The following is a 19,784-nucleotide window of genomic DNA, read 5'->3' as shown; positions in this document are numbered from 1 at the left end:
GGACGGGGCCGCAGGTCATCCGTAGGTTGGCTCTAACCCAAGGTCATCAAAGGCCCGGCGCGCGTCTTCGCCGCTAAACACCGTTTCGATCAATTGCCCGCCCGGGGCACGCAAGAACACGCGATGCTCGGCCAAGCCTTTCAGTGACATACAAGAATAAGGCAAACGGCGCGCTTTGAGCCGCGCGATGAAATCGTGATAGCCCCGTCTGCGAAAGGCAATGTGATCAATGATCTCGCCATCAATGGGGGTGCCACGGCCATAGCTGCCAATGAGATGCACCACAGGCGCATCGCCGGAATACAGCCAATGCCCCGGAATTTGTTGGATCTCAAGGGGCCGCTCCCCCTCCTCCAGATCAAAAAGGTCGATAAAGAACTGGCGCGTTGCCGCCAAATGCGCGGTCCGAAGTGTCACATGGTCAAGTTCAATCATTGAAATATCCTTGCCGCCTCTCGCGGTGCTGTCAAAATCATGGGGGCGACCTCCGCCCCCAGCTTTCTCTCAGGTGTTGCTCTGGCTCAAGCCTTCACAAGCGGGGCAGACAGGCGGGCAAAGCCTTCTTGGCGACGATACTGCGCCGCCGGATAGGCCGCATCGCGTTCCGAAACACGGGTCAAACGGGCAGATTGTTCGGCATCGAGTGACCAGCCCACGGCGCCAAGATTGTCCACAAGCTGCGCCCGGTTGCGCGCGCCGATGATCACATTCGAAACCGTGGGTTGCTGGGTGAGCCAATTGATCGCCACCTGTGGCACACTGCGCCCAGTTTCCGCCGCGATCTCAAAGAGCACATCCAACACATCATAGAGCAATGCGTCATCGACCGGCGGGCCCATGGAGGCGGTTTCGTGCAATCGGCTGACGGCGGGCACCGTACCTCCACGGTGCAATTTTCCGGTCAAACGACCCCATCCAAGCGGGCTCCAAATCATCGCCCCCACCCCCTCATGCGCGCCAAGCGGCATAAGGTCCCATTCGTAATCCCGTCCCACCAAAGAGTAATAGACCTGATGCACCACAGGGCGCGGCACGTTCATCTGATCGGCCCGCTCCAAAAGCTGCATAAGCGCCCATCCCGGATAGTTTGAAACCCCCCAATGGATCACTTTGCCGGACCGCATCAACATGTCGATGGTGTTCAAAATCTCCTCCGGCGGGGTGTGGCTATCATAGGCGTGGAGTTGCAAAATATCGATGCGGTCGGTGCGCAGACGTTTCAGAGCCGCCTCCACCGATCGCACAAGACGCCCACGCGACACGCCCCATTCGTCCGGCCCGTCGCCCATCGGCAAACCTGTCTTGGTCGAGATCAAAACCGCGTCACGCCGTCCCTCAAGAGCCGCGCCCAGAATGCTTTCCGACCGCCCGGCGGAATACACATCCGCCGTGTCAAACAGGGTCACTCCCGCTTCGAGGCACAGGTCGATCAACGCGCGCGCCTCATCCACCTCGGTTTGGCCCCAGTTGGAAAAGAGCGGGCCGGTGCCGCCAAAGGTGCCTGCGCCGAAACTCAGAACGGGGACGCGCAGACCGGATTGGCCCAATTGACGATAGTCCATGATGATAGTCCTTTGAAAATAAGGTGTTAGGCAGGAACGCGGGCATCGCGCCTCAGCGAGATGGTGCCGAGCACAAGCGCGGCCAGTGGGAACACAGCCGCAGCAAAGGGCAGGTCCTCATAAGAAAACCCAGCCGCCAAAAGAGATCCCCCGACCCATGCGCCAAGCGCGTTGCCCAGATTGAAGGCGGCGATGTTGAAGGAGGCCACAAGGGCTTGGCCCGCGCCGGTGGCCTGCGCCATGACCCAGGCTTGCAACGGAGCGACGGTGGCAAAGCCAGCAGCCCCAAGTGCAATGGTCAACACAATGGCACTCACCTGCCCCTGCGCCGCCAATCCAAAGCCAAACAGCACCAGCGCCAAAACGCCCAAACTGCCCAGAACGGTTGGCCCAAGCGCCCGGTCGGCAAACCGCCCGCCAAGGACATTGCCAAACACCAAACCACAACCAAAGCCCAAAAGGATTGGCGACACGGCCGCCTCAGGCAGGCCCGCTGTCCGGGTCAAAAGCGGGGCGATATAGGTAAAGACCGTGAACACGCCCGCGTAGCCCAGCACGGTCATCGACAATCCGCGCAACACGCCGCCCCGGCGCAGGACGGTCAAATCTTCGCGCCAGTCGCTGATTTCTGTTGGTGCATGGCTGCGTGGCAACAGCGCCGCCATGACCACAGCGGCGACAACGCCAATGGCGGCGACCGCATAAAAGGTCATGCGCCAATCGGTGTGTTGCCCAAGCCATGTGCCAAACGGCACGCCCAAAACATTGGCCAAGGTGAGCCCGGTGAAGACAATGGAAATGGCGGAGGCCTGGCGCTCGCGCGACACAAGGCTTTGCGCGACCACCGAGCCGACGCCAAAGAATGTGCCATGGGTCAAAGCGGTGACAATCCGCGCCGCCAAAAGCGTTTGATAGGTTGGGGCCAAAGCACAGGCGAGATTGCCGAGAATGAAAATCGCCATCAAAAGCAAAAGAACCTGACGATGCGGCCAACGCGCGGTCAGGATCGTCAGAATTGGCGCGCCAAACACAACCCCAAGCGCATAGCCGGAAATCAACGTGCCGGCGGTGGCGATGGTGATCGAGAGACTGTCCGCAACCTCGACGAGCAACCCCATAATGACAAATTCAGTAACGCCGATGCCGAAGGCGCCAAGGGCGAGAGCGATGAGAGCAGGTGGCATTTTGGTCCTCCATGGAACGAAGATGTCACACACCCTGTCATGGCCGCCGATTTTAGAGTATACCTCTCGAAGGAATAGGATTTATGAAATGTAGGCACAATGCTTGGCGATCCCGGACGGCTTAGGGCCCTAGAAATTTTCGCGCTGGTTGTCGCGGAAGGCAGCTTTTCGGCGGCGGCGCGCGCGTCTGGATTGACGCCGTCTGCGATCTCAAAAACCATTGCCCGGCTGGAAGAACGCGTCGGGGCCGTGCTCGTCCTGCGCTCAACCCGTGCACTGACCCTCACCAGTGAAGGCCGGGATTTGCATTTACGGGTACTCGAAATTCTGGCCGCCCTTCACACCGCAGAGCGCGAAGCCGGAGCGGGACGGACCCCGGCCGGACCGGTGCACATCACCACATCGGCCTCATATGCCCAACATCGGCTGTATCCGATCCTCCCGGATTTGATCGCCAAATACCCGCAACTCTCCATCACGGTCAGTCAGACCGATCATGTCGTTGATTTGATCGAGGCTCAGGCCGACCTTGCCATTCGCGCCGGAGAAATGCCCTCTTCGGCTCTTGTCGCGCGCTCGTTGGGGGCCTCACAGCGGCTGGTCGTCGCCGCCCCCACGTATCTGAATCGCGTCGGGATGCCGCAATGTCTGGAGGATTTGGCGGGATGCACCCTGATCGGATTTGCCTATCGGCGCAAAAACAAACCCTGGCCTTTTGCGCTCAATGGCGAGGTGATGGACCTGAACGCCGATCCGCGCCTTCAGGCCAGCGATGGCGAAGGGGTGCGGCACATGGCCTTGAGCGGTCTCGGCCTTGCCCGGCTGGCACGGTTCACCATCGAGGATGACCTGAAAGCCGGCCGATTGGTCGAGGTTCTGCCAAGTTACAATCCGGGCGATGTGGAGCCTTTTCATGCGGTCCGACTTGGCATCGGCAGCGCGCTTCCGGCGCGAATACGGGTTTTGCTCGACTATCTGGCACGCTATGGGCGCGTCGATCAGCCGTCTCCGCGCCGCGATGACGCGTAGCGGGCAACCGTTTGGTTGCCCGTTCCCTTTGAGGGCGTGAGCCCGGTCAACCGCGTCTACGCGCTATGCCGTGCGCAATTTGCGGCGCAACAAAATCCAACGCGCCAGCTTCATCGACGGTTCTTCGACAAAGCGGAACAAGAGCCAGCCCCCCAAAAGCGACGCTGAAAAATACAGCGCAATGGCAGTCAAGCCGCCGACAACAGAGAGGTCCTGTAGCCCAAGCTGTTTGCTCAACCAAAAGATACTGACACCCTGACAGAGATAGAAACCAAAGGAGACTTGGCCAAGCCAGAGGGCCAGCCTGTTGGTCAAAAAGACCGGAGAGCGCCCCTCGCGATCACGCGCCGCGCATTCGGTGATCAGGGCGGTCAGCGGCAAGATATAACAAATGCCAAAAGTGTAGAGAAACGGCAGATGTTTGGCGATCGCAATGGAGGCGATCAACATCACGCAGGAGGACAACAGGTCGATCCGGGGCCACCGTCCCAGCACCACCATGCGTGCCGCCACCATGCCGATTACAAACTCGAACATGCGTGGCAGCGGGAAGATATAGTTGAACCAAAACTGCGTGCCGGAGATCGGTGAAATCGGCGACTTGGGTTCGCTTGGGACGAGATAAGTGGTGATGAGGATCACCGCCAACATGCCCAAAAGCAACGCGAGCAGGCTTTGCCCAAGGCGCGGTTCCGGGATCAGGCGGACCAGTGGCATGAGCACCGGAAACAGCAGGTAAAACACCATATCGCTTGAAAGGGACCACGACGGCGGATTGACACTGACGTAGACGGTTGGGTCCGTGCTGAACGTACTGAACAGCGTCAGGTTGAGAATAGCGGTTTGCGGCGAGGTATAGACACCGGCGAACAGCACAAGCGAGATCGCCCAGACCACGACATGTGGTGGATAGATTTTGAGCATACGCCGCCACATAAAGCCACGGATCGAAAAACATTGGGGCGTGGCCCAAGTGATCACAAAGCCGGACAGAATGAAAAAGAAACTCACACCGACATAGCCGAGTTGGCGAAAGAGTTGTTCAAGGGTTTCACCCACGGGCGTCGCGCCAAACGGGTTCGTCGGCTGATAGGGCGGCAAGGGCGAGGTAAAAAGGCTGACATGAAATAGAAAGACCGCGAAAGCCGCGAAAAAGCGTAATCCGGTCAAGGAGGGAAGCCGTGGCAAGCGATCACCATCGGTTGTGGAAGACATCGCCGGTCTGGCGGCTTTCGCTCTTTGGAACGGTCCTGATGTGGGGGTGGTTTGTGTCATGGTAAACTCTTGTTTGTGGGATAAAAAGGAAGCGGGCGGGACCTTTCGGACCCGCCCGCGGTGGCGTCAGTTTTGTGTGACGGTCTCAGCGCCGTCTGGGGCTCGATCTGGCCGAAGCAGCAGCGCCACGAGAAAGCCCAGCACAACCAGCGCAACGTTGATCGCGATGGCAAAAAGCACACCTCCCAATATGCGCTCGGGCGCACTCAAGTCCGCGAGATCGGGCTGAGACAGGATGCGCGCCGACACGATCGCGCTCATGATCGGAATGCCGATGGTGATCCCGAATTGCTGGGTCAGGATGGCAAGCCCCGTGGCCAGCCCCTGTTGTTTGTTCGGCAAACCCGAGGTGGCGGCGGTCATAAAGCCAACGATCGCCAACATGTTGCCGATCCCGCCAAGGAAGGTGGCGATCAGCATCAGCGGAATCGAACCGGGGTTTGTGGTCAAGAGGATCAGCGCCGCTGTGGCCACGCCCTGAAGCGCGAAGCCCGCAAGCAGTGTGCCACGATGACCAATCAGAGAGATCACCCGAGAGGCCATCACCCCGCCCAAAACGGTCCCTGCCCCGAGGATACCAAAGGCCAGACCGGTTACTGTTCCCGACTGTTGCAAGACCTCTTGCAGATAAAGCGTCATGAGGAACACAAGCGATGTTTCCGTCGCGAACGCCAACAGGCCGGTGATATTGCCCAAGGCAACCGAGCGACGTTTGAGAATGTTGAGCGGCACAAGCGGCTCCGCCGAGCGTTTCTCAATGACAATAAAGACACCGAACAGAACCACACTCAAAACCATGGATTCGATGCCAAGGAAGGCCTCCAAACCGTGGTTGCCGAGCGCCGTGATCCCGTAGACCAGCGACAAAACGGCGGCGGTCACAGTGATCGCACCGGGCATATCCAGCGTCATCTTGCGGGCACCGGGATCGCGTGCGGGTTCCTTGATCAACATCGGTGCAAACACCACGACAATGGCGGCGATGGGCACGTTGACAAAGAACAACCAACGCCAGCTCAAAAGATCCAACAACACCCCACTGAGAACAGCCCCGGTGGTAAACCCGGCGGACATGATGGCCCCATTCATCCCCAGCGCGCGATCCCGCAGTGGTCCTTCGGGGAAAGAGGTGGTCATCAAAGAGAGTGCGGTGGGCGTCACCATGGCGGTGGACAGGCCTTGCATGACACGCGCCGACAACAACACGGTTTGGCTTTCGGCCATACCCCCCACAAGCGAAGAGATGCCAAGAAGGACCATCCCGCCAATAAAGAGATTTCGCCGGCCGAGGTAATCGCCAAGCCGCCCGAAAAACAGGGTAAACCCAGCGGCTGTGAGCGCAAAGGATGTGACAATCCACTGCATCCCGCCCAAAGAAAACCCAAGTGCGGCGCCGACTTCGGGCAAGGCCACGTTGAGAATGGAAAAATCGACGGCCATCATAAATTGGGCTAACAAAAGAATGACAAGCGTACGCCAAAGCTTTGATGTCATTTTGGTATCAGGGGCCGCCAGTTTTGCGGCATTCAGTTCAGGGTTGGCATCTGTGGGCATTTCGATCCCTTTCGAATGACAGAAATCTGCGCCAAGGCGCAGAGTGATCCGGCCGCACCGATCAGGGGCGCGGCCTCCGGGTGACTTCAGTATCTCTGTGGAGGGATTGGTCAGTAGCCACTCATTTGGCGAGGCATTCTTGACGATTCAGCAATAATGCGGGAGGGGCTGATCTGCACGCATCAGCGCTCAATCGAAAACCTGCCCATTCACAAGGCATTCCTGCCCTGAACCGCGCGCGTTTACGTCAGGGGCACATCAAATAATGGATAGGGTCTTTGCAGAACTGAGCAATTTGGTACTCTGGTCTTATTGAGTATAGCCATCTCCCACAGGTCGCACTGCGCGCCTCATTTTGTAAAACTTGTGTAAAGTCAGTTTATTAGGAGACGTCGAGATGCGAGCACAGACCCCCTATTCAACGCATATCAACAGCATCCAGGATCTCACCATCTTTACAACGATTGTCGAGGCAGGGTCGCTGTCGCAGGCGGCACGGGACCTCAACCTCTCTCTCGCCCTAGTCTCCAAACGGCTGTCAAAACTTGAAGATTTATTGGGGGTACGCCTGATCACGCGCTCAACCCGGAGCCTGTCGGTGACAGAGAGCGGACAGGATTTTTATGAACAGTGCCGGGTCATTCTTGAAGGAATACAGAGGGCTGAAAACAGCATTCAATCGCGCAAAGACGAGATTTCCGGGACTCTCACGATCACGTCGTCCACCTCTTTTGCCCGACTGTTTCTGGCCAAAATCGTTTTTGGTTTTCAGGCGTTACACCCCAATGTGTCCATTCATTTGCTCGATGACGATGGCATCGTCAGCCTGATTGATTCCGGTGTGGACCTCGCAATCCGTCAGGCGGTTTTGCCGAACTCTTCTCTGATCGCAGTGGCGATCGCGACGGATTATCGGATTGTGTGCGCCTCTCCCGGGTATCTGCGCAACGCCCCTGCGATTGCGCACCCAAAGGATATTTCCGCCCATGAATGCGTGGTTTTTGGCAGCCCCCCGATCACAGACTGGCGGCTATCAAACGGGCAAGACACCGTCACCATCCCGGTGAAATGGCGCATTTCCACCCGCTCAGGGGATGCCACAACAGCCGCCGCGATGGCCGATGCAGGCCTTGCCTATTCCTCGATCTGGAGCGCGCGGGCCGAACTTGACGCCGGTCACATCGTCAATGTCCTGCCGGACTGGCGATCCCCGGAGCGTAAAATTTACGCGGTCTATCCGTCCCGCACCTATCAAACACCGCTGTTGAAAGCCTTTGTGCAGTATCTCGGAGTACAGGCCAAAGTGCTTGAGAAAGCCTTTTTGAGAGAAGCCGCCTGTCCCAAACCCGCCTTGCTCAGTGCCGCCAGCCCCGCGGCGCGGGCGACAAAATCAAACCGCCCTCTGCCATGAGATCCAAGTGACGCATTTATTTTTGATCACCGGACAAAGTCTTGCGACGGGACGCGCCCCGGCAATGACGGTTGATCCCGTGGCGCGGGATCATGCCCTGTGTTTTGACGGCGGCCCAGTCGGAGGAAATGGCCAGCCACTGACAGCGCGGCTTGGTCCTCTGCGCGAAACCGGCACGGAAACCATCGCCAGCGGCTTTGCGGCACAGCTCTTAAAGACCTCTTCTGACCCGCTCATTTTGGCCGGGCAAGGTTGGGCCGGTCAGCCCTATGCAGTGCTGCGAAAAGGCGGGCCAAGCCACGTTTTTGAACAGGTGATCGCCCAAGCCCAAATGGCCAAGACCCATGTGCCGGAGGTCCAGTTTGGCGCGATTTTGGTGCTGCATGGGGAAACCGACGGGGCGCAAGGCACCGCGGAATACGACCGCATCCTTGCGCAATGGCATCAGGATTTTGCCTCTGCGCTCTCAGACATCTTTGACACAACAGAGCCGATGCCGATGCTGCTGTGTCAAACCTCAAGCATTTCCGGCTATTGCAGCGGGGATCGGCGCCATTTTCGCACGCCGCAGATGCAATTTCAGGCCGCGCTGACCCATCCTCAACTTGTTCTGGTGGGGCCAAAATACCAGTATGACTACATAGATTGGGCTCATATTGATGCTGCCTCCACCCGGCGGCATGGCGCCCTTTTTGCCAAGGCCTATCGGCGGTTGGCGCAGGAGGGCAAAGACTGGCACCCGCTTCAACCGCGCCGACTGACCCATAGCGACAACACCGTTTTGATCGACTTTGACGTGCCCGTGGAACCGCTGTGTTTTGATACCGAGCATGTGCGCGACCCCGGCCAGTATGGGTTTTCGCTGCATGACCCACAGAGCCACATCATCGCGGTTGAACCGGCGGGTCCAAGCCGCATCCGCCTTGTGCTCGACCGTCCCCCGGCGCGCTCCGCGCGTGTCAGCTACGCGCTTTACAACGGCACGTCTGGACGATCCGGGCGGCTCGAAGGGGCACGCGGATGCCTCCGGGACTCGGATACGGAACAGTGCGCGCTTGACGACTCGCCGCTTTTCAATTGGTCCGTGGCCTTTGATTTGCCCATTGAATGGGATCATCCCGATGGCGATCCTTCCCGATAACGGGGCGCACAGGGTCAGCTCCTTCCGTCACACGGGTTGCAACCGCCCGCCGATGCTGGAAACGGGGTGGTTGAGGTCGCTTGAATCCACAGATTTCAGGCAAAAAACACCACATACACCATCACAGCCTTCGGATCAGGCACTCCCTTGACATCGACCCTTCAAAACCCCTGCCGACACCCACTTGACGCTGCCAGATTTTGCGCAGAACCGAAACCGAAAGGAGGCGTCAGAACCCGTGGGCGCCTTAAAATAAAGAGAACGCCTGTCTCAGAAAATGTATGATCGCGGTAATCACCTCCGGTGCCATCGTCGTCTCGATCCGCGCGTAGTCCTGCGGACTGCCCGTGTCGCTCGGTTGAAAAAGATGGTTCAGACCCGGATAGATCTGAACTTGAAACGCCGGGTGCCTCTGTACAAGGGCGCGCAGCGCAGCGGCGTTTGCGATGGCATCGACCTGAACATCTTTCGCCCCAAAAAGCGCGAGAACCGGGCCGGGGAACGCCTCAAGTACGGTGCGAGGATCGTGGCGGACGGCGTCATGTCCCCAAGGGGTGGCGAGCATATCCATGAAATTGCGGCGCACCTGCCGGGGTAAATCCGCAACCGCGGCTTCGATGCCGGGTTTTGCCTGTACGGCATCTGGGGCATGGCGCAGCACTTCAAAGATCTCTGCAAGGGCGTGATCGAACTGGATGATCTCGGTTGCGCTTGCGCCGCTTTGCTGGGCGATCACCTCGGTCTGTCGGCGGATGATCCGTTCCATTGGCAGACCCGGCCCCGCCATCAAAACCAGAGCCGCCACGTTGCGCCCGCGTGCTGCAAGTGGGGCGGTCAGCCCACCTTCGGAATGGCCAAGCAATGCGATCCGATCCGAGTCGATCTCGGGTTGTGTGGCGAGCCAGTCGAATGCGACCCCACCATCGCGTGCGAAATCGGTGATTGTTGCTGTCGCAAAATCCCCCGCGCTGCTTCCCACCCCGCGCTTGTCGTAGCGTAGGCTGGCGATCCCGGCGCGTGCGAACGCATCCGAGAGCAGGAGAAAGGGGCGATGCCCCGCCACCGTCTCATCGCGGTCTTGCGGTCCCGATCCAGATAAAAGCAGAACGGCAGGAAAGGGGCCCATACCAGTAGGCGACACGATCTCTCCCGCCAATGCGCTGGTCGCGCGCGGGATGGTGACGGTGCGATGCGGATAGGGCCGCGTTGCGGGGTCTTGCGGGCGGCGCGCAGGGGCGGCGCAGGCTGTGGGTAACGCAGCCAGAAGAGACAAAAAAAGGCGTCGGGTGAAGGGTGTCATGGGTCCGGGACCTTGCATAAGAAAGCGTCCGCAGCCCCTATCAGCCTGTTCCTCCGGTGGCGTCCCGTCCAACCGGCTCGGCCCTGCGCCATTGGCTTGGTGTCATCCCCATATGTTTGCGAAACGCCGCGTTGAAGGTTGATTTTGCATTGAACCCAACAGCATAGGCGACGTCGAGGATTGTGTCATCGCTGTCGCGCAAAAGGTGTTGCGCCTCGCACACGCGCGCGCGATTGACGTAATCAAAGAAGCTTTCGCCACGGCCTTGGTTGAGGGCTTGGCTGACATAAAATGGTTTCGCGCGCGCCGCTGTTGCAAGATCGGACAGGGTCAATCCGGGAATGCGCCACAGAGACTCCCGCGCCATCGCCGCATCGAGACGCCCCAGCAATTGGGTGATCGCCGCCGCGTCGAGACCCGAACGCGCATAGCTTGGTGTTGTGTCCGCGGCGTCAACTGGCGACCGGATCGCCGCATCGGCCCAGTCGGGCCAAACCTCGCGCAGGCTCAATCCATGCAAAGCAACGCCAAGGATGAGCGCCAAAAGAAACAGATCGCCCGCTTGGCCTCCCAGCAAAGAGCCAAGGGCCAGAAGGTCCAAAAGGTGCAGACCGAAGACGCAGGCCAGAAAGCCACCAAGGAGTGCGACACCATTTAGCCGGGGCGAGGGCGGCTGTGCGATAACCTGTGCCAAGCGGGTGCGGTAGTCGCGCAGGGTCCGCCATATCCGCAGGCCCGAAAGTGTCGTCGCCCACATCAACAGCGCCCAGAACAGCCCAACCCCGGCCAGCATCACCAACAGGAATCGCGGATCAAGATCGGGCATCTGGCCCGCCTCAATGGCCTGAAGCGCAGAAGCAGGCATGAGCAAATAGGGCAAGCAAAGCACGCCACTGAGCCCAACTAGAGCATCTCCCCTCCGCCATTGCACCTCTCCGGCCAAGGCGTCGAGATGATAGGCCAGCGCCAGGGGCAGCATCGGAAGAATAAACACCTCCCAGTCCGCCCATCGGGTGGCGTCAAGGATCAGGGCCACCGCCAACGCGGCACTAAAGAGAATGAGCGCGCGGCTTGCGGGCCAAAGCCGCCGATCGAAACCACCCCCCCGCACCCAAAGGGCCAGTGTCGCCATCACTGCCATTCCAATCAAAGTGTCCGACATCTGATGTCCTCTTGGCTGTCGTGGGCAATCTGGACGAGGTGACTCAGCGTGACAAGGACCGGACCGCTTGGACCGGTCGCTTTGGCCCCGCTTTCGAGACCATCTTCAGGCCTCATCCTTCAGGAGTTTCCATGTCCATGCTCAGTCCCTCAACCCGTCTCTTACTCTGTCTGGCCTTGGCCGCCTGTGCCGGCCCATCCCCAGACGTCACCCGCGCCACAACCGGCCCGACGGTCGTCTTCGAAGCGGGGCTTGGCGATGCCGCTGACGTCTGGGACGGCGTGGCCCTCCCGCCCGAGTTTGGGCGGTTTGCCTGGACCCGCGCGGGCTATGGGCTTGGTCCCTCGCTGCTTGTCGGACGTCCATGGCCCGGTGACCGCGACGGACGCCGCACCGGCGCAGAGGTGTCCACTCACCTCACACAGGAATTGGCACAGCAAACCGTTGCAGCGCCCTATATTCTTGTCGGCCATTCGCTGGGAGCGCTTTATGCGCTGCAATTCGCCAAGGACCATTCCGAACAGGTTGCGGGCATCGTTTTGGTTGATCCGCGCCTGCCGGGCTTTACGGCTCAGTGCAAATTGACGGGTCTGCGTGGCTGTGAGGTGCCTGCGCTTTTGCGTCTGACCATGTCCGACACTGAGCAACTCGAACTGGCAGGGGCGCCGGAGACGGAGGCCGCATTGGCGGACCTAAGCGCGCTGCGCGATATGCCGATCACGATTATGGTGGCCGAGCAGGGTGGTCTTGGCGAAGATGCGCGCTGGCGCGGGCTTTGGATCTCCTATGCCGAACGGTTTGCAACAGGCTTTCGGCAGGCCAGAGTGGTTCCGGTGGCCAGTGGCCACTACATCCAAAAAACCGCCCCTGCCCTCGTTGTTGCCGAGATCAAGCGCGTGATCCCCTGATCTCATGGGCAAGACGATGAGCTGGCACAACAGTTTGTCATATCTTCGGTTTAGGCCGGGGCGGCCTATTTGGCGCATTTGCGGTCTGAGGCGGCCTTGATCCCGGCGCGCTTGCGCCAGTTGGCCAATGTCCGACGCGACAACGTGATACCCCGTTGGGCAAGGGCGTCCACCAGTTGAGCGTCGGTCAACGGGGCCTTTGGCGGTTCAGTGGCAACCAGGGATCGGATGATGGCAACAATTGCATCCCCGGCGAGACTGCCACCATTACGACACGCCACGCGCCCCCGGCCAAAAAACGCATCCAGCGCCAGCACGCGCGCGGGCAATTGCAGCAAAAGCCCGTTGCGGATACGCCCCACCGTGGTTTCATGAAGACCCAGGGCCGCGCCCGCCTCGGCGTTGGTCAATGGCTTTAACTGCGTCGGCCCCTGTTCCAGAAACGCGTGCTGAAACGCAATCACATAGCCCGCAACCCGCAGGATCATTTGGTTGCGCCGCGACAAGGTACGCTCCAGCCATCGTGCGGTTTCCAAACCCTCCTTACTGGTCGGCTCGGCCAAACGCGCCACTTGAACTTCCGGTGTGCTGGCCCGGTTCATCACCACCTGCCACCTGTCCTGTGCATCCCGGCTGACGATCAGATCAGGCGCGCGACGGGGTGCCGGGCCGGAGTCGAATTGCGCGCCCGGTTTGGGATCAAGGCTGCGTAAAAGCGTAACCATACGACCCAATTCCTTGGCATCCACACCGCACCGATCCAACAACACCGCCGTATCGCCCCGCGCCAAGGCCGGAAGGTTGTCCAGCAAGCGCTGCATCGGCGCGTCCAAGGCCTGTGCCTCGGCCAATTGTAGGCTTAGACATTCGGCCAGCGACCGCGCGAACAGCCCGGTGGGTTCAACCCCCTGCAATCTGCGCAACACCTGTTCCGCCGTCTCAGGAGAACAGCCCGCCGCGCGGGCGACCTCCTCCACCGTCTCGCCCAACCAGCCCGACAGATCGAGCGCAGAGACGAACACCTCGGCAATGGCGCGCTCCTTTGCGGTCTTAAAACGAAGCCCCACCTGCGCCTGAACATGGGCGTAGAGACCCGCCGCCTGGGCGCCCATGCGATCGGGATCAAAATCGGCGGCCCCGGCCATGAGACCGGGCGTGCCCCAATGCCTGCGCTTGCGCGGCGGCACCGGGTCTTCGGGCATCGGCAACGTGACCTGCACATGGGGATTGCGCGCGGCCTCTTCGATCAAAAGACCGCTCAGTTCGGCATTGTCCATTTGCAACAGATTGAGCGCACGTTGCATCGTCTGAGACATCCGCTGTGCCGGGTATTGAACCTGATGCAGACTGGGGCCTCTCATGGTGTTGAACCCAACAGCGCAAGCGGGCTCAACGCCATGAACGCGGAACGGATCAAGCGGCGCGCGACGGCACCGCCATAACGCGCGCGCTGTGGCACTGATGCCAAAACGACACCGACCACCCGATCCTCAAAGCCCCCCGACAGGTCGGCCAAGCTCATACGCTCCTCCCCTCAGCCACGCCTTTGCTCAGACGTGGCCCGTCTCCAACACGGTGGCATAGTTTGCCACCGCCGCGCCACCCATATTGACCACAACGCCAAGGCGCGGGGCAGCCACCTGAATCTCCCCCGCCGTGCCGGTCAATTGCCGAAACGACAGCGCATGCATCGACACGCCAGTGGCACCGACCGGGTGACCTTTGGCCTTAAGCCCGCCCGACAGGTTCACCGGCAACCGTCCGCCGCGATAGACAGAGCCGTCCGCCAACACAGTCGCCCCCTGCCCCGCGTCACACAGGCCAAGCGCTTCGTACATCAGCAATTCCGCGATGGTGAAACAGTCATGCACCTCGGCAAATCCCACATCATCCACCTTGATGCCCGCCTCCGCATAGGCCTGTGCCACGGCCCGTTTTGGACCTTCAAACCGCAGGATATCATGCCGCGACATCGGCAGGAAATCCGACACATGCGCGGCGGCCCGGATATGCGCACTGCGCGCATGGGCCGCCGGATCGGCACTGAGCACCACGGCGGCGGCACCATCGGAAATCAGTGAACAATCCGACAAGCGCAGCGGCGGCGCGATCAACGGGTTCTTTTCGGTCACCTCGTTGCATTGCTCAAAGCTCAGGTCACGGCGCATTTGGGCCAGTGGATTGGCCAGAGCATTTTTATGGTTCTTCGACGAAATCCGCGCCATGGCCTCCATCGGATCGCTATAGCGCTCGGCATAGGCTTTGGCCGCGATGGCGAACACTTGCGGAAAGCTCAACCCGGCTTCACTCGGATCGCCTTGATACCCGGCGCGGCCAAGAGAGGCGGTCACTTCGGGTGTGCTGCGGTGGGTCATTTTTTCGACACCCACCACCAAAACGCGCTTGGCCCGACCCGCCAAAATGGCGTCCATCCCGGCGTAAACCGCCCCCGACCCCGAGGCACAGGCGTTTTCAATCCGTGTTGCCGGTTTGAACCGCAATTGGTCGTCGGCCTGATGGATCAAGGATGAGGCAAACCCATCGTCGGACATGCCAGCATTGAAATGTCCTAGATACACCGCATCAATGTCTTTGCCGCTGATCCCGGCCTCCGACAAAGCCTCGCGCGTGGCTTCGACGATCAGGTCTTCCAGGCTTCGGGCATCGAGCCGCCCAAACGCGGTATGGCCACTGCCCACGATATGAATGCCGGTCATGTTGTTCTCCTTTGTGATTGCCATTTAGTCCGCCCCTGTGGTGCTTGCACCACCCTGCCTGCCTGTGCAGCGCAGCGATATTAGGGCAACTACTTATGCGTATTCCTACGTAGTCAAATACGTATAGGCAGCCCCTGCGGATGCGCTATACTGCCCCCATGATCACCAATCCCTCTCTGAGCGACCTTGGATTTATTGAATCTCCCATCGCGCAACTGATCCTTGCGCATCGCCAGATTTTGCGCGCCAATAAGGCGGCGCAGGCCATGCTCGGCTACAAGGCCGAAACGCTTGAAGGCCAATCGGTTCGGCTGCTTTATCCCAGTCACGCCGATTTCAACCTGATCGGCGCACGGGCCAAAACCGAAATGGCCAACCATACATGCTATGAAGATCAGAGGTTTATGAAAACAGCCGATGGGACGATTTGCTGGGTGCGGGCGCGTGGTGTGACGCTGAGCCCCGCGGACCCTTTCGCTTTGACGATTTGGGCCTTTGAAAGAGTGGCCGAACAGGTGGCGCGCTCGGTCGATCTGACCCCGCGCGAACAGGACATTGCCCGGCATGTTGTCAATGGGCGAACCTGTAAAGAGATCGGTGTCACGCTTGGTATTTCCCATCGCACCGTCGAAGTTCACCGCGCCCGGCTGATGAAAAAGCTGGGGGCGCGCAACACGGCTGAGCTGGTGTCTAAAATCATTGTTGTCGAGTGAAGGGGACGCGCATGCGACCGTCTGCTTGGGGGCATATTGAGCTCTCATGTTACACGCGCGTCTTGCAAAAACCGCGGCTGGATCACGAAAGCCTCAGAGCTCATCCCCGATCGTGACGCCAGGGGCATCCGCTCGTTGAGCCAGTTGCGCGTGGCCAAGCCCGGCAAGGCCGCCGCGCGGCGCAGGGCCAATCTATCCGCCGGAAAATCGGTCAACAATGCGCGCATTGCCCGCTCATCCTCAGCCGTCAAATCCTCGCCGATCACCACCACCGCGCCCTGCCCCGCACGCAATGCCCCGGTCGCATCCTGTTTTGGCCAGCACGCCATATGCACGGGCGCATAGGCCGTATCCTGCACGCATTGAATGGCGGTTGGTGTGTCGATCCCCTCAACAGCCACAATGCCTTTGAGGCGCAAAATCTGACCCGACCAGCGCGCAAGGAGTTCACCGATCCGCACAGAAAAGCCCCGCCAGGCCACCGGCTCCGGCAAGCGCACGGAAAAGCTGCGGACGCGACCGCTATGGTGGTCTTGTGTTGCCGGGGGAAACGGCAGGGAGATCGTTTTCGGGCGCGGCCCTGAATGGGCGTGGGCCTGCAACCACCCATCAAGGTCCTGCGGGATCTGTTCCGGCGCATAAAGCCCGCCGCCAAACACAGTGCCCACCGCGTCAACCGCCTCCGCCGCGCTCACCCGCGGTGCGGCAGGGTTCAGCGCCGTCAACACTTTGGTCAATTCTGCCCGCGCGGCCCGCGTTGCAAGCTCGGTTTTCGACAAGACGATCCGGTCCGCCATGCTGACCTGAACCCGAGCCTCACGATGATGCGCCAACTGGGCACAAGCATGTTCACTGTCCACCACCGTGACGATCCCGTCACAACGGAAACGGGCGGACACAAACCGATCCTCCATCAACGCCCGCACCACCGGCATCGGGTCGGCCAAACCCGTGGTCTCGATCACCACACGTGACACCTGCGGAATCTCGCGCCGCGCCATGCGGTCATGCAGCCGCTTCAATTCGGCGATCAGATCGCCCTGAACCGAGCAACACACACAGCCAGACTCGAGAATCACCAAGGCCTCATCGATTCGCTCAACAAGGTGGTGATCAATGCCAATTTCGCCAAACTCATTGATGAAAACAGCCGTAGAGGCCATTTCGGGCAGGCGCATGAGCTGGTTTAAAAGTGTTGTTTTTCCGGCCCCCAAGAACCCGGTCAACAGGGTCACGGGCACCCGCCCCACGTCCGCAGGGCGCGCCAAAACAGCAAGGTTTTCGGGCGTTGTCATCGGTTTTCCTCCATCCATCCACCCAAATGAGAAGCAGGTTTCGTTCCACCCACGACTTTGCAGGCCAAACAACGGCTTGCCGCGAGCGAGCACCAAACCCCCTCGCCAAAGCGTCCGGTTTCCGGTCTGGGCACAGTCTGAGAAGCGTCCGGAAATCGGACGGCGGCACCATCTTGCGTACCGTAAGGACGGCCGCTTCACCGCTTAAAAAGCTCTCACTGCGCGACGCGCATGATGTGCGGCGCGAGAAAACAAACGGCCTCACAGCCCCGCCGCAGAGGGCCCATGGTGCCCGCGCACAGACAGGCCAAAACGCAATAATTGTGGTGGAGAAGGCAAAGACTGTTAAACTACCGCCATAAAAATGCGCAAAGACGCGATTTCGGTCGCTGTCTTGGCTGGTGGACCATCTGCTTCGGGGAGGAAGCAGCCACCACTCACGCAACACTGGGAGGAGAACTGCAATGCCGGGAACCGCCTTGCGCCAGACATTTTCACGTCCAGAGAATGATCGGCAAATTATGACATCTTGGGAACGGTTTCTACAAGGTGATGAACCTGGTTCCGATGCGCTGCGTCGGTTGATTGACGACTCTTGGCGCCGCTGCCAGGGCAAGGTCGATCCCACACGGGATCAGGCCCCGGTTCCCTTGGAGGGCGATCCCCTGTATGGCCTCTTGGAAACCAACACGGAACTTGTACGGGCCAGCGTGTCGGTGATGCAATCTGCGCGCGATTTTTTACACGAAACCGGAACCGTCATGGTGCTGACGGATGCGGCCGGTGTGGTTTTGTCGATTGAGGGCGACACCTCTTTGCGTGACCCGGCTGAAAACATTCATCTCATGCCCGGCGCAAGCTGGAGTGAGGCCAGTTGTGGAACCAACGCCATCGGAACCGCGCTTGAAATCGGCCAACCGATTCAAATTCATTCCTCCGAACATTTCTGTTCCGGGATCAAACGGTGGTCCTGTTCGGCCAGTGTGATCCGCGATCCGATCAGCCATACGATCCTTGGCGCGATTGATATTTCCGGCCTGACAGACAGCTACAGCCGTCACGCGCTGGCGCTGGCGGTCGCCGCGTCTGGACGGATCGAAAACCGTCTTGCGCGTCAGGAAATGAAATTGCGGTATCGGCTGCTTGACCACTATCTCGACCGGCTGAACAACGCCGGAAGCGACGGGTTGATCGTCTTTGATCGTCAAGGCCGCGCCGTCAAAGCCAATGACAGTGCCGCCGCGTTGATGACGCAACTGGCAAAAGGCCGCAATGATCCGGCGCTCACCATTCGCGACCTGACATTGCCGTGGCGGGATGGCAAGCTCGTGCCCGAGAAAATGCCGTCTTGGGTGGATCGGGACTGGATCGAACCCGTCCATGTGCAGGGACATCGCCTTGGCTCGATCCTTGTGCTGCCCGACCGCAATGCCTTGGTGCAGCGCAACAAAATACATGACATCCCCCGCCCGCACTCCGCCCCAACCGATGCGTTTAACCGCCTGATCGGCGCCGCACCACGCTATGTGGCGGCGCTGAATCGGGCGCGACAACTGGCGAAAGCCTCGGTTCCCGTGCTGTTGTTGGGCGAAACCGGCGTCGGCAAGGATGCTTTTGCCCATGCGTTTCACGACATGGGGCCGGACCAGAAGGGCCCGTTCATGGCGGTCAATTGCGGCGGGTTTTCGCGCGAACTTTTGACCAGCGAATTATTCGGCTATGCGGAGGGCGCATTTACCGGGGCCAAACGTGGCGGCATGATGGGGAAAATTGAAGCCGCCGATGGTGGCACATTGTTCTTGGATGAGATCGGCGAAATGCCTCTCGATCTGCAACCGCATCTGTTGCGGGTTTTGGAAACCGGCGAGATTTGCCGCATCGGTGAGAACCATCCACGCAAAGTCCGCTTTCGCCTGATCGCCGCGACCAACCGAGACCTCAAAGCCGAAGTGCAAGCGGGTCGGTTCCGGATGGATTTGTATTACCGGATCGCAGTGACGTCTTTGGCGCTTCCACCCTTGCGCGACCGGCGTAGCGATATTGTGCCGCTCGCGGAGTATTTCCTGACGCAGATCGCGGCCCGGTATGACCGAACGGTTCCCCGGATCGGGCACGGCATGCGGCGCGCCTTGGAGCAATATGATTGGCCAGGCAACATTCGCGAATTGCGCAACGCCTTGGAGGGCAGCCTTCTGGTCTGCGATGGCGACCTTTTGGAGGCCGAACATTTACCCTCTGAGCTTGGTCTGCCACATGATCTGATCTCTGACACCCCCCCGCCGGATCATGCGGGGATCAGCCCTCTGGAACTGGCTGAACGCGAGGCCATCATGTCCGCAATCCGGGCGCATCAGGGCAACTTGACCTCTGTTGCGCGTGATCTGGGGATCGCGAAAAGTACGCTCTACGTCAAACTGGAACGGTTTGGCCTCAAGGAAAGCGTTGCGATCCTACGTACGGTTCAACACTGACCTCACGAAAACGGCGCCCCGGAGGAGGGGCGCCGTGCTGACCTCGGCGTCGGTTTGAAAAC

The 19,784-nt window shown here is 59.9% G+C and carries 17 protein-coding genes; 6 read left to right on the top strand and 11 right to left on the bottom strand.

Going from position 1 to position 19,784, the window contains the following annotated elements:
• Window positions 1–15: 15 nt before the first annotated feature.
• From B30_RS18535 to B30_RS18525, 3 genes are all read right to left on the bottom strand, one after another.
• The gene (locus B30_RS18535) at window positions 16–435 is read right to left on the bottom strand and encodes a glyoxalase/bleomycin resistance/extradiol dioxygenase family protein (protein ID WP_009573726.1); all 420 of its coding nucleotides are present in this window, start codon (window positions 433–435) and stop codon (window positions 16–18) included.
• Window positions 436–521: 86 nt separating this feature from the next.
• Window positions 522–1,562: an aldo/keto reductase gene (locus tag B30_RS18530; RefSeq protein ID WP_009573725.1), complete on the bottom strand. Its 1,041-nt coding sequence runs from the start codon at window positions 1,560–1,562 to the stop codon at window positions 522–524.
• A gap of 26 nt (window positions 1,563–1,588) precedes the next feature.
• A complete protein-coding gene (locus tag B30_RS18525) occupies window positions 1,589–2,746 on the bottom strand; it encodes an MFS transporter (RefSeq protein ID WP_009573724.1) in 1,158 nt (385 codons plus the stop codon).
• Between the two features lie 99 nt (window positions 2,747–2,845).
• Between B30_RS18525 and B30_RS18520 the strand changes: the two genes are divergently transcribed.
• Window positions 2,846–3,775 (top strand): LysR family transcriptional regulator, encoded by a 930-nt coding sequence (locus tag B30_RS18520; RefSeq protein ID WP_009573723.1) that lies wholly within the window; start codon window positions 2,846–2,848, stop codon window positions 3,773–3,775.
• A 63-nt stretch (window positions 3,776–3,838) separates the two neighbouring features.
• Here B30_RS18520 and B30_RS18515 read toward each other — a convergent pair whose 3' ends face one another.
• Window positions 3,839–5,050, bottom strand: coding sequence for an acyltransferase family protein (locus tag B30_RS18515; protein WP_081583760.1), 1,212 nt, complete (start codon window positions 5,048–5,050; stop codon window positions 3,839–3,841).
• A gap of 66 nt (window positions 5,051–5,116) precedes the next feature.
• Entirely contained in the window at window positions 5,117–6,604 is a 1,488-nt protein-coding gene (locus B30_RS18510; protein ID WP_009573717.1) for an MFS transporter, read from the bottom strand.
• 397 nt (window positions 6,605–7,001) lie between these two features.
• Between B30_RS18510 and B30_RS18505 the strand changes: the two genes are divergently transcribed.
• Window positions 7,002–8,015, top strand: a complete 1,014-nt coding sequence (locus B30_RS18505) for a LysR family transcriptional regulator (protein ID WP_009573716.1) — start codon at window positions 7,002–7,004, stop codon at window positions 8,013–8,015.
• Between the two features lie 7 nt (window positions 8,016–8,022).
• On the top strand, window positions 8,023–9,156 hold the full coding sequence (locus B30_RS18500; protein WP_009573715.1) for a sialate O-acetylesterase: 1,134 nt from the start codon (window positions 8,023–8,025) through the stop codon (window positions 9,154–9,156).
• A gap of 247 nt (window positions 9,157–9,403) precedes the next feature.
• Here B30_RS18500 and B30_RS18495 read toward each other — a convergent pair whose 3' ends face one another.
• On the bottom strand, window positions 9,404–10,456 hold the full coding sequence (locus tag B30_RS18495) for an alpha/beta hydrolase family protein (RefSeq protein ID WP_009573714.1): 1,053 nt from the start codon (window positions 10,454–10,456) through the stop codon (window positions 9,404–9,406).
• Between the two features lie 40 nt (window positions 10,457–10,496).
• A complete protein-coding gene (locus tag B30_RS18490) occupies window positions 10,497–11,618 on the bottom strand; it encodes a helix-turn-helix domain-containing protein (RefSeq protein WP_009573713.1) in 1,122 nt (373 codons plus the stop codon).
• Window positions 11,619–11,749: 131 nt separating this feature from the next.
• Between B30_RS18490 and B30_RS18485 the strand changes: the two genes are divergently transcribed.
• A complete protein-coding gene (locus tag B30_RS18485; protein WP_009573712.1) occupies window positions 11,750–12,526 on the top strand; it encodes an alpha/beta fold hydrolase in 777 nt (258 codons plus the stop codon).
• Window positions 12,527–12,591: 65 nt separating this feature from the next.
• Here B30_RS18485 and B30_RS18480 read toward each other — a convergent pair whose 3' ends face one another.
• From B30_RS18480 to B30_RS18475, 3 genes are read right to left on the bottom strand one after another with little or no spacing between them, the layout of a single operon-like run.
• The gene (locus tag B30_RS18480; protein ID WP_081583758.1) at window positions 12,592–13,887 is read right to left on the bottom strand and encodes an RNA polymerase factor sigma-54; all 1,296 of its coding nucleotides are present in this window, start codon (window positions 13,885–13,887) and stop codon (window positions 12,592–12,594) included.
• Complete coding sequence (locus B30_RS22260; protein ID WP_157789839.1) at window positions 13,884–14,048, bottom strand: hypothetical protein; 165 nt, start codon at window positions 14,046–14,048, stop codon at window positions 13,884–13,886. Before B30_RS22260 ends, B30_RS18480 begins: the two co-directional genes overlap by 4 nt.
• 28 nt (window positions 14,049–14,076) lie before the next feature.
• Entirely contained in the window at window positions 14,077–15,243 is a 1,167-nt protein-coding gene (locus B30_RS18475) for a thiolase domain-containing protein (protein WP_009573710.1), read from the bottom strand.
• 140 nt (window positions 15,244–15,383) lie between these two features.
• On the opposite strand from B30_RS18475, the gene B30_RS18470 reads away from it, so the two are divergent.
• Window positions 15,384–15,956: a LuxR C-terminal-related transcriptional regulator gene (locus B30_RS18470; protein ID WP_009573709.1), complete on the top strand. Its 573-nt coding sequence runs from the start codon at window positions 15,384–15,386 to the stop codon at window positions 15,954–15,956.
• Window positions 15,957–16,000: 44 nt separating this feature from the next.
• Here B30_RS18470 and B30_RS18465 read toward each other — a convergent pair whose 3' ends face one another.
• Complete coding sequence (locus tag B30_RS18465) at window positions 16,001–17,251, bottom strand: CobW family GTP-binding protein (RefSeq protein WP_009573708.1); 1,251 nt, start codon at window positions 17,249–17,251, stop codon at window positions 16,001–16,003.
• Window positions 17,252–17,772: 521 nt separating this feature from the next.
• Here B30_RS18465 and B30_RS18460 point away from each other — a divergent pair.
• The gene (locus B30_RS18460) at window positions 17,773–19,722 is read left to right on the top strand and encodes a sigma-54-dependent Fis family transcriptional regulator (RefSeq protein WP_198430638.1); all 1,950 of its coding nucleotides are present in this window, start codon (window positions 17,773–17,775) and stop codon (window positions 19,720–19,722) included.
• Window positions 19,723–19,784 lie beyond the last annotated feature (62 nt).

It is taken from the genome of Celeribacter baekdonensis B30 (assembly GCF_000299875.1).
Taxonomy (GTDB): Bacteria; Pseudomonadota; Alphaproteobacteria; order Rhodobacterales; family Rhodobacteraceae; genus Celeribacter; species Celeribacter baekdonensis_A.
The sequence above is the reverse complement of the archived record's forward strand: the minus strand, read 5'-3'. Positions and strand labels throughout refer to the sequence as shown.

Excerpts from the sequence above, each read along its gene's own strand:
- B30_RS18535 (WP_009573726.1), bottom strand. The coding sequence starts at position 435 with ATGATTGAACTTGACCATGTGACACTTCGGACCGCGCATTTGGCGGCA.
- B30_RS18530 (WP_009573725.1), bottom strand. The coding sequence starts at position 1,562 with ATGGACTATCGTCAATTGGGCCAATCCGGTCTGCGCGTCCCCGTTCTG.
- B30_RS18525 (WP_009573724.1), bottom strand. The coding sequence starts at position 2,746 with ATGCCACCTGCTCTCATCGCTCTCGCCCTTGGCGCCTTCGGCATCGGC.
- B30_RS18520 (WP_009573723.1), top strand. The coding sequence starts at position 2,846 with ATGCTTGGCGATCCCGGACGGCTTAGGGCCCTAGAAATTTTCGCGCTG.
- B30_RS18515 (WP_081583760.1), bottom strand. The coding sequence starts at position 5,050 with ATGACACAAACCACCCCCACATCAGGACCGTTCCAAAGAGCGAAAGCC.
- B30_RS18510 (WP_009573717.1), bottom strand. The coding sequence starts at position 6,604 with ATGCCCACAGATGCCAACCCTGAACTGAATGCCGCAAAACTGGCGGCC.
- B30_RS18505 (WP_009573716.1), top strand. The coding sequence starts at position 7,002 with ATGCGAGCACAGACCCCCTATTCAACGCATATCAACAGCATCCAGGAT.
- B30_RS18495 (WP_009573714.1), bottom strand. The coding sequence starts at position 10,456 with ATGACACCCTTCACCCGACGCCTTTTTTTGTCTCTTCTGGCTGCGTTA.
- B30_RS18490 (WP_009573713.1), bottom strand. The coding sequence starts at position 11,618 with ATGTCGGACACTTTGATTGGAATGGCAGTGATGGCGACACTGGCCCTT.
- B30_RS18485 (WP_009573712.1), top strand. The coding sequence starts at position 11,750 with ATGTCCATGCTCAGTCCCTCAACCCGTCTCTTACTCTGTCTGGCCTTG.
- B30_RS18480 (WP_081583758.1), bottom strand. The coding sequence starts at position 13,887 with ATGAGAGGCCCCAGTCTGCATCAGGTTCAATACCCGGCACAGCGGATG.
- B30_RS22260 (WP_157789839.1), bottom strand. The coding sequence starts at position 14,048 with ATGAGCTTGGCCGACCTGTCGGGGGGCTTTGAGGATCGGGTGGTCGGT.
- B30_RS18475 (WP_009573710.1), bottom strand. The coding sequence starts at position 15,243 with ATGACCGGCATTCATATCGTGGGCAGTGGCCATACCGCGTTTGGGCGG.
- B30_RS18470 (WP_009573709.1), top strand. The coding sequence starts at position 15,384 with ATGCGCTATACTGCCCCCATGATCACCAATCCCTCTCTGAGCGACCTT.
- B30_RS18465 (WP_009573708.1), bottom strand. The coding sequence starts at position 17,251 with ATGACAACGCCCGAAAACCTTGCTGTTTTGGCGCGCCCTGCGGACGTG.
- B30_RS18460 (WP_198430638.1), top strand. The coding sequence starts at position 17,773 with ATGACATCTTGGGAACGGTTTCTACAAGGTGATGAACCTGGTTCCGAT.